Raw genomic sequence first — 17541 nt, 5'->3', positions numbered from 1 at the left:
TCATTCCTTAATTCTTAGACCGCATAACTTGAATATATTCTTGCACTGCGCGATTATGATCATTCAGATTGGCTGTAAATTTGTGCCCACCATTACCTGTGGCAACAAAGTAAATGTTTTCAGAGTGATCTGGATGCATCGTCGCTTCAATGGCTTTTTTACTAGGTAAAGCAATCGGTGTAGGCGGTAAACCATTGATCGTATATGTATTATAAGCAGTCGGTGTACGTAAATCCTGCTTAGAAATTTTACCCGTATATTTATCACCCATCCCATAAATCACGGTAGGATCGGTTTGTAAACGCATGCCCAGTTTTAAACGACGATAGAACACACCTGAAACCTGAGGTAACTCGCTGTCTACACTAGTTTCTTTTTCAATAATCGATGCCATGATTAAGGCTTCATATTTATTTTTATAAGGTAAGTCTGGCGCGCGTTTTTCCCAAGCTTCATCTAAAATTTTCATTTGACGTTGGTAAAGATCAGTCAAGATTTGCTTATCCGTTGCACCCTTATCAAAGAAATAAGTATCAGGTGCAAATAAACCTTCTGGGTGATCATAAGGAATATCTAAAGCTTTCAGCATTTCACTACGGGGAAGTTGGATCACTGATTTTTCAACCAATGGATCTTTTTGCAATGACTGAATTAATTGCTTGGATGTTGTTCCCTCAATCACTAAAAGTCGGCTCATCTGAGCATTTTCAATATTAGAAACCATTTCTAATACTTGACGTACATTCATCCCTTTGGTCACTTCATACACACCAGCTTTCATGGTGTCATGGATGAAAATCTTACGATAGAGCTTAAGAATAATCGGAAAACTGACCTTATCCTCTTTGGCCAATTGATCAATAAAACCGGTATAGGTTTCACCATTTGAAATAGACAGCTTTTGTTTTTGACCTGTCACTGGATATTCTTTAAAAATACTCATTTTTAAAATAATTGCAGTTATGAGAAAAAAAATAACCAGAACGATTGCAATGCCTTTATAAATGTTATTGCTCACTTGGGCTTGAGTTTTCTTTTTAGACTTTGGCTTAGGTTTGGTTTTAGACATGAGAATTAAACTGACTTAAATTTAAAGTATTAAATAACTCAACACAGGATTGAGTGTCTAGATGTTGATGATTCAACGTTTCGACTGCTTTCATTGGACTGAGTGCATTGCAAAAGAATAGGCTTTGAAAATGTTGAATTTCATCCATATCGATAAAACGCTGTTCACAAGTGACGCCATAATGTTGCATCCGTGACAAAATTTCGGCTCGCATCACACCATGTACACCATTATAACGAAGTTCAGGCGTAATCCATCTATTGTTTATTCGAATAAAACAATTACTGCTCACACCTTCAACAACTGAACCTTGTACATCTGTAACTAATGCTTCTAACCAGCCTTTTGCTTGAGCTTCTTTTTTGAGTAGTACCTGTTCTAAACGATTTAAGGTTTTTAGTCCCACCAAATTTGGCATCAATAAGCCAATCGCCTGATCTAATACACCACTTTGAATTAATTCAGGCTGGAAGCACGCAGTTGTTTTTGGATAATAGACCACATAAAGGTCTGCTTCATGCTCGGGCATTGCATAACCACGGTCACCATCTCCCCGACTAATAATCACTTTCAATGTTCCATTCAATATTCCATTTTTTTGTCTTAAACCTTGTAGGGTCTGATCCAACAATTCGAAATTCACATCTAAAAACAAACGTTCAGCCGCTAGCTTCAATCGAGCACGATGTAAAAGTTCCAACTCCATAACATCTTGATGTAATCGGACTGTAGTAAAACAACCATCTCCATAATGAAATGCTCGATCTAAAAGTGAAATAGAATCAACAAATTGAGCATTTTTAAAACAGATCATTAAGCAGTTTCCTATGACTTTGCACGAATACTATAAGCAATATAAGTATTTTCTTTTTCTTTTTTATTCATATAAAATTCGTTTTTTATTATTTTTTATGGATAAAGACTAGCGTTATGCTCACTCCATCTTACCGAACTTCAGAATTAAATGGGGCAAAAAAATGCAGTTCTCTAAACTTAAATTCGCTGTAGCAGCAGCACTAATTTCAACCACATCTTTCAGCGTTGCTGCAAAAGATTTTTTAAATGTCTCTTATGATCCTACACGAGAATTGTACGATAATTTTAACAAGCAATTTGCAACATTTTGGAAATCTAAAACGGGCCAAGACATCCAATTTAAACAATCACATGGTGGTTCTGGCAAACAAGCCCGTGCTGTAATTGATGGTTTGCAAGCAGATGTTGTGACTTTAGCATTGGCCGCAGATATTGATGCAATTGCGCAAAATACAAATTTATTGCCAAAAGACTGGCAAAAGAAATTCCCACAAAACTCTACACCTTACACATCAACAATCGTTTTCCTCGTCCGTAAAGGTAACCCGAAAGGCATCAAAGACTGGGGTGATTTGGTAAAACCAGGTGTAGAAATTGTAACACCAAACCCTAAAACTTCAGGTGGTGCACGCTGGAACTATTTGGCAGCATGGGCTTGGGCAAAACATAAATATGGTTCAGACGCGAAAGCACAAGAGTTTGTACGTCAAATTTATAAACAAACTAAAGTACTTGATTCTGGTGCACGTGGTTCTACTACAACATTTGCAGAACGCGGTATTGGCGATGTGTTATTAGCTTGGGAAAATGAAGCGTATTTATCTACACGTGAACAACCGGGTAAATTTGAAATCATTACCCCATCACTATCGATCTTAGCAGAACCCCCTGTCGCGATTGTTGAAAAGAATGCTGAAAAAGACGGTAACTTAAACTTAGCGAAAGCATATTTAAACTATCTGTATTCACCTGCTGGTCAAGACATTGCAGCGAAAAACTTCTATCGTCCGCGTAATGCAGCAATTTTACAAAAGTATGCGACAACCTTCAAACCGTTAAAATTGGTCACAATTGACAAAGAGTTTGGCGGTTGGACTAAAGTTCAAAAGCAACATTTTGAAAATAATGGTGTTTTTGATCAAATCGTAAAAGCCAATGCAAGCAGCAAATAACTGTTTAAAATCAACTTAAACGAAAGGAAATAGGAGCATAGACATGATTCATACAATTATTGTTCCAGGCGTTGGTGGTAGTGATTACGGTCACTGGCAATCTAAATTACAACGTGAACTCATGTCTTGCTCGCGCGTACAACAACAAGATTGGAACTTACCTATTCTGAAGGACTGGATTGCCCAATTTGTTGCGACTGTCGTCAATTCTGAACAACCTGTTCAAATTGTTGCACATAGTTTCGGATGTTTAACCACGGTTGCTGCTTTGGCTCAACATCCTGAAATTGTAGCTAAAGTAAGAAAAATTATTTTAGTTGCACCAGCTAATCCAGCACGTTTTGGTGAGGCTGGTTTTGCTCGAAACAGTATGGGTGACTATGAAGCTTATTTTCATGAATTGAAAATAACTGTGCCTGCTGAAATGATTATTTCTGAAAATGATCCTTGGTTGAATTTTGAGGATGCACAAAAGCTAGCAAAAGCATGGAAAATTAGACCTCGAAATTTAGGTCAAGTTGGGCATATCAATGTTGCATCAGGCTTTGGGCACTTTCCTGAAATTTATGATCATTTGATTTTTAATCAGCAAAACTTCTTTATCAGTAATACTGATGACAACAAGTTGTTATTTAAATTTGCAATTTAATCATTGCCTTTTAAGCTTGCAAAATCGTTTTAAATTTGCTTATTGATTTCAATAAGCTTTCTCTCTTTTGAGGAGTCATCATGTCGCAGCGATCCCGAGTGCTGCCAGGTTTTGGTCTTTCACTAGGCTTCACCCTAGCGTATCTATCATTAATAGTACTGATACCACTGTCTGCTGTATTCATAAAATCATTAGGCGTAGGTTGGGATGGTTTGTGGGAAATCTTGAGCTCTGAACGTATTTTAAAATCATTACAGCTCAGTTTTACCACCGCCCTCATTGCAGCCTTAATCAATGTCATTTTCGGATTTTTATTGGCTTGGTGCTTAGTCCGTTATTCATTTCCTGGTAAACGTATAGTCGATGCATTGGTGGACTTACCCTTTGCATTACCTACAGCGGTCGCAGGTATTGCGTTAACCTCTTTATATGCATCAACAGGTTGGATTGGTCATTTGCTTGAGCCTTTAGGGATTAAAATTGCCTATACCTCACTGGGTATTACGCTTGCTTTAATTTTTATTGGTATTCCTTTTGTGGTTCGTACAGTCCAGCCTGTTTTAAGTGATCTTGAAACTGAGCTAGAAGAAGCCGCTTCGGCATTGGGTGCAAACCGTTTTCAGATCGTAACAAGAATCATTTTACCGATTTTGTTTCCTGCATTACTGACTGGCTTTGCGTTGGCATTTGCTCGTGGTGTGGGTGAATATGGTTCGGTAATCTTTATTGCGGGAAATATTCCTTACGAAACTGAAATTGCTCCGTTAATGATCATTACGCGCCTTGAAGAATATGATTATGCAGGTGCAACGACAATTGCAGTTGTGATGCTGGTGATTTCTTTCTTTATCTTGTTCCTGATTAACTTGATACAGGCTTGGGCTAGTCGCCGTACAGGGAGAACAGCACGATGAGCTTAAATACCAATAGCAATGCTTTGGCAGAAAAATTGCAATCTCGTGATGCGACACGTGAACCGGCATGGGTACGTAATACCTTACTGATTATTGGTCTGATTTTCTTTTTAGGCTGCTTAATTCTACCGTTGGTGCTTATTTTTGTTGAAGCATTTAAACAAGGGGTTCAAGTCTACTTTGCCTCACTAGTTGACCCTTATACTTTATCTGCAGTCAAACTCACATTATTGACTGCAGCCATTGCAGTACCTTTGAATGTGATTTTTGGTGTTACAGCAGCATGGTGTGTCGCCAAGTTTAATTTCCGTGGAAAATCATTCTTAACCACCATTATTGATACACCATTTTCAGTCTCACCCGTCATTGCTGGTTTAATGTTGGTTTTAATCTTTGGTTCACAAGGTTGGATTGGATCATGGTTAATTGAACATGATATTAAAATCCTCTATGCAACACCGGCCATTATCCTTGCCACTGTATTTATTACTGTTCCTTTTGTGGCACGTGAATTGATTCCATTGATGGAAGCACAAGGTACGGAAGAAGAAGAAGCTGCGATTGTACTCGGAGCTTCTGGTTGGCAAACCTTTTGGAAAATCACCATTCCAAATATCAAATGGGGTCTTATTTATGGCGTGATTTTGTGTAATGCACGTGCCATGGGTGAATTCGGTGCAGTATCTGTGGTTTCAGGACATATTCGTGGCGAAACCAATACCTTACCGTTGCATATTGAAATTTTATATAACGAACCAAATTCGATTAGTGCTGCTTTTGCGGTCTCAACACTGTTAGCATTCTTAGCCATTTTTACCCTGATTTTAAAAACATGGGTTGAATATCGCCAAGAAAAACAAGATCGAGAAAGTAAAGAATCAACTGTTTCTTAAGGAATTGCACATGAGTATTCAAGTTAAAAATATTGAAAAAAACTTCGGTGCATTCCATGCACTTAAAAACATCTCTTTAGATTTTCCAGAAGGTCAGCTGGTTGCGCTACTTGGCCCTTCTGGCTGTGGTAAAACGACACTACTGCGTATCATTGCTGGTTTAGAATCTACCGATAAAGGGCAAGTCATTCTTGAAGGTACAGATGCGACTAATATTCACGTACGCGAACGACAAGTAGGTTTTGTTTTTCAGCATTACGCATTGTTCCGTCATATGACCGTCTATGACAATGTTGCATTTGGTTTACGTGTTCGTCCAAAAGCAACTCGACCAAATGAAACTGAAATAAAAAAGCGCGTTACCCGTTTACTAGATTTGGTACAGCTCGGTTTCTTAGCAGATCGTTATCCAGCGCAATTGTCTGGCGGTCAACGTCAACGTATTGCATTGGCACGCGCATTGGCTGTTGAACCTCGGGTATTACTCTTAGATGAACCGTTTGGTGCACTGGATGCCAAAGTACGTAAAGAATTACGCCGTTGGTTACGTACTTTACATGATGAATTACATATCACTTCAATCTTTGTTACCCATGATCAAGAAGAAGCCTTAGAAGTTGCTGATCAAATCGTGGTAATGAACAAAGGTGATATTGAACAAATTGGTTCACCGCGTGAAGTTTATGAAAAGCCTGCAACACCTTTTGTATTTGACTTTTTAGGTCAAGCAAACCGTTTTGAAGGTGAAAACCATCAAGGCATCATTCAAATTGGTGAAGATCGCATCCATCTGCCTTCGGCTACACAAACCGCCAATGGTAAAGTGATTGCCTTTGCCCGACCAAATGAATTGAAAATTCATACGCAACCGACTGAAAATACAATTCAAGCAATTTTCTTACGTGAGTTGTGGATTGCGGGTAAAGTTATGGCAGAGTTACAAGATCGTCAAGGACAACTGATTGAAATTGCTTTAAATCCTGATGAAGCAAAATTACATCAATATCGACCAAATCAAACAGTTTGGGTAAGTGCATCTACACTTCACCTATTTGAAAATCAAGTCGCATAATCGACGACAGGATGAATATTACTCCTATTCATCCACATTTGAGGTATCGAACATCATGAACTTTCAACAATTACGAATTATTCGAGAAACAGTTCGTCAAAATTACAATTTAACTGAAGCATCTGCTGCACTTTATACCTCGCAATCAGGTGTAAGTAAGCATATTAAAGATTTAGAAGATGAATTGGGTGTACAACTTTTTGTTCGTAAAGGTAAACGGTTATTAGGTTTAACTGAACCTGGTCAAGCCCTACTGAGTATTGTTGAACGCATGCTCATTGATGCTGACAATATTAAACGTCTTGCAGACGATTTTAATAAAGTTGATGAAGGTACACTCACCATCGCAACAACACATACACAAGCACGTTATGTGTTACCACCGATCGTGAATTTATTTAAAAAAGCATTTCCAAAAGTTCATTTGATTTTGCAACAAGCCAGTCCTGTGGAAATATCTGAAATGTTATTGCTTGGTTTGGCTGATATCGGTATTGCAACTGAATCACTGACCACTGAAGATAATTTGGGCAGTGTATCTTTCTATAACTGGAAACACAGCATCATTACGCCACAAGATCACCCATTGACTAAGCTTAATCCCAAAGAGATTACCTTAGAAAAATTGGCTGAATTTCCAATTATTACTTATCACGGGGGTTTTACTGGACGTTCTAAAATTGATAAAGCCTTTGAAGATGCCAATTTAGATGTAGACATTGTGATGTCAGCACTGGATGCCGATGTGATCAAAACCTATGTTGAACTGGGAATGGGTGTCGGTATCGTCAATGATGTCGCTTATGACACAGAACGAGTTAAGCGTCTAAAACAAATCGATACTGATATTTTTGGTTTAAATACGACATGGATTGCAGTTCGGAAAGGGCATCTACTCCGTGGCTATGGCTATGAGTTTATTTCGCTCTGCTCTCCAGAAGCTGATATCAAAGCATTGAAAAAAATTGCGTATCCTGATGATTAAACTTTGAAATCAATCATCAAGAAAGAAACCATCAAAGAGTCATGATGATTAATGATAGAGAGCTACGGCTCTCTTTTTTATCATTTAAAAATAAAACACAAACTCTTAAGAATAATTAATCTATTTGATTTTATTTAATATTTTATTATGAGCATGCTTTTTTAGTATAAAATTTAGTCTTATCTTAATCACTGATCAATTTATTTTTGGGGGAATGAATGAATTCGATTGCTTGGGGCTTAACCCTTGGAAGTTTTGTTCCTCTTTTTAGCCATGCAGCAGGTATGGAGAAATCTGACCAGTCTATCCTTGCTTTTTTAGAACCACGTCATTATGTAGAGTTGTCTTATGCAGAGCTCTATGCAGATGTTTCAGGACAACTACCCCAACATGAGCAATTCAAACAACTCGGCATTCAAGATTTTTCAACAGGCAACCTTGTTAACAATTACCACTTTGTCAAAGCTGCCGCAAAACTACAAATTGCCTCGCAACTTTCATTTGGACTGATTTATGATCAGCCTTATGGTGTTGATCTCAGTTATGAATATCGCCCACAGAGCTTTGCTGGAAAGCAACTTTTAGAGTCGGGTCAATTTAAGTTTAAAAGCCAAAACCTTTCAATGTTATTGGGTTATCAACCTAGTGCGAATTGGAATATATATACTGGTGGCATTTATCAACAGTTTGAGGGTGAACTCAAAGTCTTTGGAGCAAACTATTCAGCGATGAGTGGTTATCATGCAGAGCTAAAACAAAGTTCAGGTCATGGTTGGCTTGCAGGTCTAAGCTACCAAATTCCAGAGTATGCAGTAAAAACTGCGATTACCTATCGTTCCAAAATCAATCATCAATCGGCAATCAATGAGGATGTTGCAGAGCAAGCTTTAAGTATTCTTCCCTTCGCGAAAACGCAAATCACCACACCTCAATCCATCAATTTGGATCTTCAGACTGGTTTAACACCATCGAATATTCTTTATGGTAATTTGAGGTGGGTCAATTGGAAAGATTTTGAAATTCAACCTAGACAATTTGGTGCAGTGGTTAATATTGCTGCAGAACAATATCCCGAGCTAATCAAACCTTTTAATTTGATTGATTACAACAAAAATCAATGGTCTGCAAAGCTTGGGCTTGCACATATATTTTCACAACAATGGATTGCCACTACGGATATTTCATGGGATTCAGGCACTGCGAATCCCGCTGGAACCTTAAATCCTTCTGATGGCTTTTATGCTTTAGGTTTGGGTGCTTTATATAACATCAATCCGCAGAGCTTTATTTCTTATGGTGTTAAATATTTTAAATTCAATAAAGCAAAAGTTAGCGACTTAGATGCCAATACTTCGATTATTCAAAACTCAACTTTATCTGAAGTGGCTCATAATGATGCTTTTGCCCATGGAATTCGACTTGGCTATCGCTTTTGATTCATCTGAAAATCCAGTTATAAAAAATACCCAGTTCAAAATAAAAAAACGAGCCGAAGCTCGTTTTTTATTACATGATCAACAATCAATTACCAATGGTAGCTTACGCCCACTTTACCAACTGGTAACCATTTATATTTGTCATCATTACGGATTTTATCCGCTTCTGCTCTAGTTGCTTGACCTAGAGTACGACCATCATCACCAATTAATCCAGGGTTACTAGAAACCAGTTCCACTGTTGGATTACCTGTGTAGTAAGCACCTACTTCACCAAATACACCGAAATTCTTATTAATTTTCGGAGCAATACCGAAGCCTACATATGGGGCAATGTCATTATCGTATTTCTGGTTACCTTTAATTGATACATTATCATTTAAACCAGCATTAAAGCGTGACCCATCAACTTTAAATGATGCATTACGACCAATATTACGATTTACATCATAATCATTGTCAATATAAGCTACACCAGCAGCGACATATAGACCTTGTGCCCAAGTATTTTGGCTTGCACCCCAAGGACGAATCTCAGCGTTTAAATACGCTAATTTGTTGTCCATGTCTAAGTCATATTTAGATCCATTGATTTTTAAATCATCAGACCAAGAAATATCACCACCGTTATAACCCAGTGCTAAACCAACATAAGGGTTAGCAGTCCAAAGTAAAGCACCACCGTAACCAGTTGTACCGACTTCAAGACGAGCACCTGTAGGAATTAATTGGTTTGCTTCAAATGCATAACCTTGGTCAACAACAGAACCATCTGCCATTGCTAGACCAGAAGCAGATAACGCAGCTGTAACAGCCAATAATTTTAACACTTTCATTTATGTCTCCTCAAAAAATAGAGTTTGTTCTTTAATCATTAATGTGTTGGACTCAGGACGATCATATGTGATTCTCTGCTCACAATTAATAGATAAATTGATTGCTTTTTGTTATTTTTTGATACAAATAGATATTAATTGTTGTTTTTAAAGAGAATAAGTTAAATAAAAACTTAACAATTCGCTCTTTTGGTTATTTTATTTTAAATTATAAGATTAGTTTTTTCGATTGAAACTAGATTTTATATCTAAACTGAGTCCAATTTGGTGTAGAATCTTTTAAAATTTTTTGGGAAGGAAGATCATGTCTCAGCTTTCAACGATCATCGAACAAGCGTTTGAAAACCGTGCTAACTTTACAGCAGTAGATTGCCCTGCTGAAGTACGTCAAGCTGTTGAAGAAGCCATTGCTGGCTTAGATAACGGTACACTTCGTGTAGCTGAAAAAATTGACGGTGAATGGATTGTTCACCAATGGTTGAAAAAAGCTGTGTTATTGTCTTTTAAGTTAAATGATAACAAGCCAATCGAATCATGTGATCTTCGTTTCTATGACAAAGTAGAGACTAAATTTACAGGTTGGACTGAAGAACAATTTAAAGCTGCTGGTGTACGTGTAGTACCGCCTGCTGTTGCGCGTAAAGGTTCTTTCCAAGCGAAAAATGTAGTATTGATGCCTTCGTATGTAAACATTGGTGCTTATGTAGATGAAGGCACAATGGTCGATACATGGGCAACTGTAGGTTCGTGTGCCCAAATTGGTAAAAATGTTCATCTTTCAGGTGGTGTAGGCATTGGTGGTGTTCTTGAACCACTTCAAGCAAACCCAACAATCATTGAAGATAACTGCTTTATTGGTGCACGTTCTGAAATCGTTGAAGGTGTGATTGTTGAAGAAGGCTCAGTTATTTCAATGGGCGTATTCATTGGTCAATCGACTAAGATTTTTGACCGTGAAACAGGTGAAATCCATTATGGTCGTGTACCCGCTGGATCAGTTGTTGTTTCAGGCAGCCTACCATCTAAATGTGGTACGTATAGCTTATATGCTGCAATTATTGTCAAGAAAGTTGATGCTAAAACACGCGCTAAAACAAGCCTGAACGAATTGCTTCGCGAAGACTAATTTATATCCCCTCGTGGAATTTTAGTCATCTAGCATGGCAATCGCTTCTCATCTCTACGGTCAATCGTGATCGTAGAGATTTTTCATTTTGTAATCTGTGGTAAATTTCATGAATTCTCTTCGTTCTTCAACTATTCCTGTTTCTGATCCGTCTGCGGGGCTACGTATCACGGAGATTTTTTATTCATTGCAAGGTGAAGCCAACACTACGGGTTTACCTACTGTTTTTATTCGTTTAACGGGTTGCCCATTACGCTGTACCTATTGCGATACCACCTATTCTTTTGAAGGTGGCGAGCGCCAATCGCTTGACCAAATAATTCAAACAACATTAGATTATAAAACTCCTTACATCTGTGTCACAGGTGGCGAACCCCTCGCTCAACCCAATGCCTTACCCCTAATGCAACGTTTGGCAGATTTAGGTTGTGAAGTTTCTTTAGAAACCAGCGGCGCTTTAGATGTCTCTAAAGTCGACTCACGCGTTTCAAAAGTTTTAGATTTAAAAACCCCAACTTCGGGTGAGGTTGCACGAAATTTACTGAGCAATCTTGATCATTTAACCCAACATGATCAAATCAAATTTGTGATTTGTAATCGTGAAGATTATGAATGGTCTAAACAGCAAGTTGAACAATACGCTTTAGAGCAAAAAGTCAGTACAGTTTGGTTTTCTCCTGCTTTTGCAGTGGAAAAAGGTGCGGCACGTTTGCCTCAGCTTGCTCGTGATTTAGCACAATGGATTTTAGAAGACCATCTCCCTGTTCGCTTCCAGTTGCAATTACATAAATTGCTTTGGAACGATGAAACTGGTCGTTAAATTTATCGTCAATTATTAATATTTGGAGAGTTGGATATGCGCCCTCGTGCCGTAGTCTTATTATCTGGTGGCTTAGACTCAACGACGTGTTTGGCTTGGGCTCAAGCAAACTATGACTGTATCGCCCTAAGTTTTATGTATGGTCAACGCTCTACCACTGAACTCGATGCAGCCCGTGCTTTAACGCAACGCGCAGGTGTAGAACATCGTGTGATTAATATCGATTTAGGTAATTTAGGCGGTTCAGCGCTTACAGACCTTAACATTGATGTACCTGATCATGAAACAGATGGTATTCCTGTAACTTATGTTCCAGCACGTAACACCATTTTCTTGTCTTATGCACTTGCTGCTGCTGAAGTTTTTGATGCTCAAGCAATTGTAATTGGCATCAATGCTGTTGATTATTCTGGATATCCTGACTGCCGACCAGAGTTTATCGAGGCTTTTGCCAATATGGCTCGTCTTGCAACGAAAGTGGGTGTGGAAGGAAAGCCTCTTAAATTTGAAACACCTCTGTTACATTTATCCAAAGCGAATATAATACGCTTAGGCATCGAACATGGCGTAGACTATAGTCAAACGGTTTCATGCTATCAAGCAGATGACCAAGGACGTGCTTGTGGCAAGTGTGATAGCTGCCGACTTCGTAAAGAAGGTTTTAAGGATGCAGGTATTGCAGACCCAACACGTTATATACCGCAATAACAAGGTACTGTTTATGAAAAATTTAAAATCAAGTCTTATTCTTTCTGCTTTATTTTCAGCCTCGGCTTTAATGGGATCTACGGCTTTTGCTGCTGAATCAAATGCAGTTCAACAAGCCTATAAAAGCGCAAATGTGAAATCTGCGCTTATTGGTGTGTGTAAAACAGAAACTGCTAAAGGTGGTAAGTTAACTTCTGCGGAAGTAAGTAAATACTGTAGCTGTGCTGTTGAATCTGATGGTAAGTTAACCAATGATCAAAAATGGCAAATTCAAAGTGCCATTAACCAAAAGAAAAGCCCAGCGACACTGGCTTTCGTTCAAAAAAACAACCAAGACCTTCAAACATGTTTTGGTCCTCAGTTAACAGGTAAATTAAAAACCTTAACTGAAGAAGCAATGAAAGCTGCACAAGCGAAGAAATAATTTCTTCTTGTTGTGAAGAGCCTGCATATGCAGGCTCTTTTTACAATTGGATGATACAAAGCGATATGCTAGATCAATGGGACACTGTTCTACAGCAACAAAAGTTTGTTGCTTCATATAGTGGCGGTAAAGATAGTAGCCTTGCGTTATACCATGCTTTGCAAACTGGACAAGCCGTGGCTTTAATGGTCATGTTAGAAGAACATGGGCAAAGATCTCGTTCTCACGCCATGCCGCTGGATATCATTGATACTCAAGCTAAGCTGATTGGTTTACCAATTCTTAAAGCAGCAGCCACGTGGAATGAGTATGAACATCAATTTTTAAATCTGCTCAATCAAGCCAAACAGCTGGGTGCAGAAGCCCTTGTTACGGGTGATATTGATCTGATTGGACATGCGCAATGGAACCAATCTGTCTGTGAGCAAAGCCAATTACAGTTATGCATGCCATTATGGCAAAAACCACGGCTCGACATTGTGAGTGAATTGATTCAACTGGGTTTTGTCAGCATCATTGTGACGATTAATTTAAACCTCGGTATGCGGGTTGAAGATTTAGGTAGAATTTTAACAGCTGATTTTGTGAATGAATTAATTACACGAGGGATTGATCCATGTGGTGAAGCTGGTGAATTTCATACCACATTGATAGATGGTCCCATTTTTAAAAAACCACTTTTAATGCATAAAGGTGATATTCTGTATCATGAAAATTATGCATTTCTAGCACTTGAACTTAAACAAGATAGCATTTAAGGACAAACAATGACTGAGCAAATATTACTTCCGAATCAAAAATTCCCTACGACTACGGGTGAAATCAATCTCACTGAGCTCTCCACAGATTGGTTAGTTTTATATTTTTATCCAAAAGATTCTACACCTGGCTGTACCACTCAAGCGGTTGGTTTCTCCTGTATAAAAGACCAATTTGACGCTTTAAATACCACTATCATTGGTGTATCTCGTGACTCTGTAAAAGCACATCAAAACTTTACTGAAAAGCAAGCATTGACCATTAATCTGATCAGTGACAAAGAAGAAGAATTATGTAAACACTTTGATGTGATTAAAGAAAAAAATATGTATGGTAAAAAAGTGATGGGAATTGAACGCTCAACATTTATTTATCATCAAGGTAAACTGGTTAAAGAATATCGTAAAGTTAAAGCAGCTGGACATGCTGAACAAGTTTTAGAAGACTTAAAAGCACTACAAAAAGCTTAACTGCAAAAGTCCCTACTCGCTTTGAAGTTAACGCGATTTTAAGCGTGTCAGGGACTTTAGCAGTTTCTTATTGAGAACATACTCAAATCCGATATAGCTTATTCCTTCTTTTCTCATTAAAAATGATCATTATGCTGAGTTGACCAACAATACCAATTAAACCAGCAAAGATATTGCAATTCCCCACATGACTAATGCAATAATAAAATCTAATATTTGCCATGAGCGTTGATTTTGAAAAACGGGGAGTAAAAAGCGTGCACCAAAACCTAAGCTAAAGAAGAATAACCACGATGCCGTTACTGCACCAATCGCAAAATACAGCGCGGCGGTAGATTCAAACTTTGTCGATATAGAACCAATTAAAACCACTGTATCCAAATAAACATGTGGATTAAGCCAAGTTAAAGCTAAACAAATCAGAAGCATTTTCATTAGTTTGAATTCATTATTTTCACTCGGTTTTAAACCTGTCGATGTTCTGAAAGCTTGTAGAAAATGTTGTGCTCCATAGACCAATAAAAACGTTGCTCCGAAATACTTTGCCCAATCGACAAACTCTGGATGGGTTTGAATAACTTTTGAAAATCCAAGCACACCCAATAAAATTAAAATCGAATCAGATGCGGCACAGACCACGCAAACCCAAAATACATGTTGCTTCTTTAAACCTTGTTTGAGTACAAAAGCATTTTGAGCGCCAATTGCAATAATCAGGCTAAACCCAACAGCTAACCCCTGCATATAACTTTGCAACATTTTAAAACTACACTTTTAAAGTTTTGAATGGATTGTGCTATTATCCAAATTTACTCCTTTAAATGAGTATTTCTAAGTAAATATCATCTAAGTTAAGTTTTTCTTAGTTATTGGTAATGGGGTATTTTAAAATAACTCATCTCTTTATATAAAAACGTCCAATTTTTTAGAGGATCGGCATGTTACAAAGTAAGCATAGTGAAGCTTTTCTAGCGGTTGCCGAAACAGGTAGCTTTGAGCAAGCTGCTATTCGTTTGAACATCACAGCGTCAGCGGTAACACTACGTTTGCAAACTTTGGAAAAACAACTTGGACAAGTCCTGATCATTCGAGAAAGACCATGCAAAGTCACTCAAGCAGGCCAGGAAGTGTTACTTTTTCTACAACATCATCGCTTGATGGAACAGAATTTAATTCAGAGTCTTCAAGGACAAAGTTCACAATCACAATTTTTTAAATTAAACATAGCCACCAATGCCGATTCATTGGTGACGTGGCTATTACCCACAATTCAACACACCTTACTTACAGAAAAAATTGCTATAGACTTAAAAATTGATGATCAAACTCAAACCCATCACTTACTGGAAGCGGGATTAGTCAATGCCTGTATTTCAACCGAATCGAAACCAATGAAAGGCTGTGAGGCGATTCATTTAGGTACAATGAGTTATAGGATGGTTGCTACACCGAATTTTATCCACACTTACTTTCAGCATGGTATTCAACGTGAAACATTACGGCATATCCCTGCTGTTATTTTTAATGATAAAGACCACGTGCATGCCGAAGTTTTACAGCAAGTTTTTGGCTTGATGCCAAACAGTTATCCATGCCACTTTATTCCTTCTGCAACATCTTTTGTAGATGCGATTTTGCTCGATTTGGGCTATGGCATGGTACCTAAAATGCAAATTCAAAAAGAATTAGTAACAGGACAATTACTTGAAATCATACCCAAAGCAAGAACCGATTTACATCTATATTGGCATCATTGGAAACAACAATCTAAGCAACTGGAAAAACTCACTTTAGATTTAATTAGTAATACTCAGTCTATTTTAATCTAAGCACATGCTAATACTATTTGATTAATAGCGAATTCAAATCACATGTAAAGAGCCCAACCATATCCCAGATTGAAATTTCATACATTTGACGAGCTAAACCCTTAGCTTGCGTTACAAAAAATTGTGCTTTGTTCTAGTACTCAGAGTTAAAGTATCTAAGTACCAAAAAAATTGTCGAATGAGTGAATCGTCCCCGCGTAAAAATGATATCCGTATCGCTATGCTATAGATATACAATAAATAATTGAACAATAAAAAAAGTAAAACTACGTTATAGATATTATGCTAATTATGTTGGGCACTGTACGTTATTACTTTATCCTCCACTGCCCAGACACTTGGATATTCACTTTTTCTCCAACGCCACCCACAGCTTTTTTCATTCCGAAATCACTACGCTTTATGACTGTAGTAGAACTAAAATCCAGCAATTTTGGATTATTTAGATTGGGTTTAATTGTTGCATTAAAAGTTACAGGCTTAGTCACATTACGCAAGGTTAAATTACCTGAAATTAGATAATTATTATTAGCAAGCGGTTTAAATGCCATACTTTTAAAAGAAGCGGAAGGATATTTAGCAGCGTAAAATAAGTCTTCACCCATAATCATATTTTTTAAAGAAGATTTATTAATGCTTAGGCTATTTACATCCATCACAAATTCAGTAGATGCATTTTGCGGAGCGCTCGTATCAAAATTAAGGGAAGAATTAACACGCTTAAATTGCCCTTTGACGATGTTCATACCCAATGAGTCGATATGAAATCCAACATCACTATTGGGTGTCAATGTCCAAGACGCGGCATAGCTTGAAATCGAAATAACGAAGCTACCCAATAAAACTCCGTTTATAGCGACTGATTTAAACTGCATGCAATACTCCATTCATATTCTATATATTTCTATTCAGTGTATTGCAATGCACACAGAAAACATTAAAGATTTGATTTGTCTTGCGTTTGGTATTTGTACTTTAATTGTTGGTAAATTTCCGTTTTCTGAAATTTCTCTAAAAACTCAGCTGTGCCCAAAGGAAACTCGACCTGATAAACTTCACCACGATAATATGCCTCACGTAGTGGGGTCGCAGAGATAGAGCCAACTAAACTATCCAATTCAACCATTTGCCATTCTGGAAATAGTTTTAAGTAATAAGATGAATCATCTTTAAAGTGACCAATTAAACCAATATTATCAGTCTCTAAAACTGTAGCATTCACCAAGGACTTAACCAGCTCTACCCATTTAGTATCATTATAAACATCAATAACATGTACAAATTTGATTCGTTTTTGATCCGCTTCAGAAAAATTAGACAAAATCATTTGTTCCCGTTCTGATGCCAGAAAAGGATTTTTAGTATTCCGTTCATTTTGCGCAGAACCCAAGGCCAAAATTACATATTGGCTTTGTTGTAATGCAATTTTAATAGTTTGCATATGCGCGAGATGAAAGGGCTGAAAACGTCCAATATAAACAAGATAATCAAATTTATAAGTCATAAAAGTAATTTTTTATGAACTCATCAGTTGCAACAGAATTTCAAATATGCGACATAATG

At 37.6% G+C, this 17541-nt stretch carries 20 protein-coding genes; 14 read left to right on the top strand and 6 right to left on the bottom strand.

Features of this window, described 5'->3' with window-relative positions:
• Positions 1-7: 7 nt before the first annotated feature.
• Entirely contained in the window at positions 8-1069 is a 1062-nt protein-coding gene (gene mltG, locus AC4CVF_RS02960; protein ID WP_336951750.1) for an endolytic transglycosylase MltG, read from the bottom strand.
• The gene (gene pabC, locus AC4CVF_RS02955) at positions 1062-1883 is read right to left on the bottom strand and encodes an aminodeoxychorismate lyase (RefSeq protein WP_336951751.1); all 822 of its coding nucleotides are present in this window, start codon (positions 1881-1883) and stop codon (positions 1062-1064) included. The genes mltG and pabC overlap by 8 nt, the downstream gene beginning before the upstream one ends.
• A gap of 163 nt (positions 1884-2046) precedes the next feature.
• Here pabC and AC4CVF_RS02950 point away from each other — a divergent pair, with 163 nt between their 5' ends.
• The 7 genes from AC4CVF_RS02950 to AC4CVF_RS02920 all read left to right on the top strand — a co-directional run bounded on the left by AC4CVF_RS02950 (position 2047) and on the right by AC4CVF_RS02920 (position 9006).
• Positions 2047-3057 (top strand): sulfate ABC transporter substrate-binding protein, encoded by a 1011-nt coding sequence (locus AC4CVF_RS02950; RefSeq protein ID WP_336951752.1) that lies wholly within the window; start codon positions 2047-2049, stop codon positions 3055-3057.
• 43 nt (positions 3058-3100) lie between these two features.
• Complete coding sequence (locus AC4CVF_RS02945) at positions 3101-3706, top strand: RBBP9/YdeN family alpha/beta hydrolase (protein ID WP_490788857.1); 606 nt, start codon at positions 3101-3103, stop codon at positions 3704-3706.
• An 80-nt stretch (positions 3707-3786) separates the two neighbouring features.
• Positions 3787-4620 (top strand): sulfate ABC transporter permease subunit CysT, encoded by an 834-nt coding sequence (gene cysT / locus AC4CVF_RS02940; protein ID WP_336951754.1) that lies wholly within the window; start codon positions 3787-3789, stop codon positions 4618-4620.
• Positions 4617-5513, top strand: coding sequence for a sulfate ABC transporter permease subunit CysW (gene cysW / locus AC4CVF_RS02935; protein WP_419327167.1), 897 nt, complete (start codon positions 4617-4619; stop codon positions 5511-5513). The genes cysT and cysW overlap by 4 nt, the downstream gene beginning before the upstream one ends.
• Before the next feature lie 10 nt (positions 5514-5523).
• Positions 5524-6585, top strand: a complete 1062-nt coding sequence (locus AC4CVF_RS02930; RefSeq protein WP_336951756.1) for a sulfate/molybdate ABC transporter ATP-binding protein — start codon at positions 5524-5526, stop codon at positions 6583-6585.
• A gap of 55 nt (positions 6586-6640) precedes the next feature.
• Entirely contained in the window at positions 6641-7570 is a 930-nt protein-coding gene (locus AC4CVF_RS02925; RefSeq protein WP_490788856.1) for a CysB family HTH-type transcriptional regulator, read from the top strand.
• Between the two features lie 218 nt (positions 7571-7788).
• The gene (locus AC4CVF_RS02920; protein ID WP_336951757.1) at positions 7789-9006 is read left to right on the top strand and encodes an OmpP1/FadL family transporter; all 1218 of its coding nucleotides are present in this window, start codon (positions 7789-7791) and stop codon (positions 9004-9006) included.
• 89 nt (positions 9007-9095) lie between these two features.
• Here AC4CVF_RS02920 and carO read toward each other — a convergent pair whose 3' ends face one another.
• Positions 9096-9842, bottom strand: a complete 747-nt coding sequence (gene carO / locus AC4CVF_RS02915; RefSeq protein ID WP_336951758.1) for an ornithine uptake porin CarO — start codon at positions 9840-9842, stop codon at positions 9096-9098.
• 304 nt (positions 9843-10146) lie between these two features.
• Between carO and dapD the strand changes: the two genes are divergently transcribed.
• The 6 genes from dapD to AC4CVF_RS02885 all read left to right on the top strand — a co-directional run bounded on the left by dapD (position 10147) and on the right by AC4CVF_RS02885 (position 14149).
• Positions 10147-10968 carry a 2,3,4,5-tetrahydropyridine-2,6-dicarboxylate N-succinyltransferase gene (gene dapD / locus AC4CVF_RS02910; RefSeq protein WP_034612558.1) on the top strand — a complete coding sequence of 274 codons (822 nt, stop codon included), beginning with the start codon at positions 10147-10149 and terminating at the stop codon, positions 10966-10968.
• A 109-nt stretch (positions 10969-11077) separates the two neighbouring features.
• On the top strand, positions 11078-11788 hold the full coding sequence (gene queE / locus AC4CVF_RS02905; protein ID WP_419327165.1) for a 7-carboxy-7-deazaguanine synthase QueE: 711 nt from the start codon (positions 11078-11080) through the stop codon (positions 11786-11788).
• 36 nt (positions 11789-11824) lie between these two features.
• Complete coding sequence (queC, locus tag AC4CVF_RS02900) at positions 11825-12496, top strand: 7-cyano-7-deazaguanine synthase QueC (RefSeq protein ID WP_004717194.1); 672 nt, start codon at positions 11825-11827, stop codon at positions 12494-12496.
• Positions 12497-12509: 13 nt separating this feature from the next.
• Positions 12510-12920: a hypothetical protein gene (locus AC4CVF_RS02895; RefSeq protein WP_004717195.1), complete on the top strand. Its 411-nt coding sequence runs from the start codon at positions 12510-12512 to the stop codon at positions 12918-12920.
• 65 nt (positions 12921-12985) lie between these two features.
• Positions 12986-13678, top strand: coding sequence for a Dph6-related ATP pyrophosphatase (locus AC4CVF_RS02890; RefSeq protein ID WP_419327164.1), 693 nt, complete (start codon positions 12986-12988; stop codon positions 13676-13678).
• Between the two features lie 9 nt (positions 13679-13687).
• On the top strand, positions 13688-14149 hold the full coding sequence (locus AC4CVF_RS02885; RefSeq protein WP_336951763.1) for a peroxiredoxin: 462 nt from the start codon (positions 13688-13690) through the stop codon (positions 14147-14149).
• Between the two features lie 156 nt (positions 14150-14305).
• On the opposite strand, the gene AC4CVF_RS02880 is transcribed toward AC4CVF_RS02885, so the two are convergent.
• Positions 14306-14908 carry a LysE/ArgO family amino acid transporter gene (locus AC4CVF_RS02880; protein WP_419327162.1) on the bottom strand — a complete coding sequence of 201 codons (603 nt, stop codon included), beginning with the start codon at positions 14906-14908 and terminating at the stop codon, positions 14306-14308.
• A gap of 179 nt (positions 14909-15087) precedes the next feature.
• Between AC4CVF_RS02880 and AC4CVF_RS02875 the strand changes: the two genes are divergently transcribed.
• On the top strand, positions 15088-15978 hold the full coding sequence (locus tag AC4CVF_RS02875; protein ID WP_336951765.1) for a LysR family transcriptional regulator ArgP: 891 nt from the start codon (positions 15088-15090) through the stop codon (positions 15976-15978).
• A gap of 311 nt (positions 15979-16289) precedes the next feature.
• Here AC4CVF_RS02875 and AC4CVF_RS02870 read toward each other — a convergent pair whose 3' ends face one another.
• Both AC4CVF_RS02870 and AC4CVF_RS02865 read right to left on the bottom strand, forming a co-directional pair.
• Positions 16290-16853, bottom strand: coding sequence for a YceI family protein (locus AC4CVF_RS02870; RefSeq protein WP_490788855.1), 564 nt, complete (start codon positions 16851-16853; stop codon positions 16290-16292).
• A gap of 62 nt (positions 16854-16915) precedes the next feature.
• The gene (locus AC4CVF_RS02865) at positions 16916-17482 is read right to left on the bottom strand and encodes a nicotinate-nicotinamide nucleotide adenylyltransferase (protein WP_419820181.1); all 567 of its coding nucleotides are present in this window, start codon (positions 17480-17482) and stop codon (positions 16916-16918) included.
• Positions 17483-17541 lie beyond the last annotated feature (59 nt).

The sequence above is a fragment of the Acinetobacter sp. LipI_19 genome (assembly GCF_058242925.1).
The sequence above is the reverse complement of the archived record's forward strand: the minus strand, read 5'-3'. Positions and strand labels throughout refer to the sequence as shown.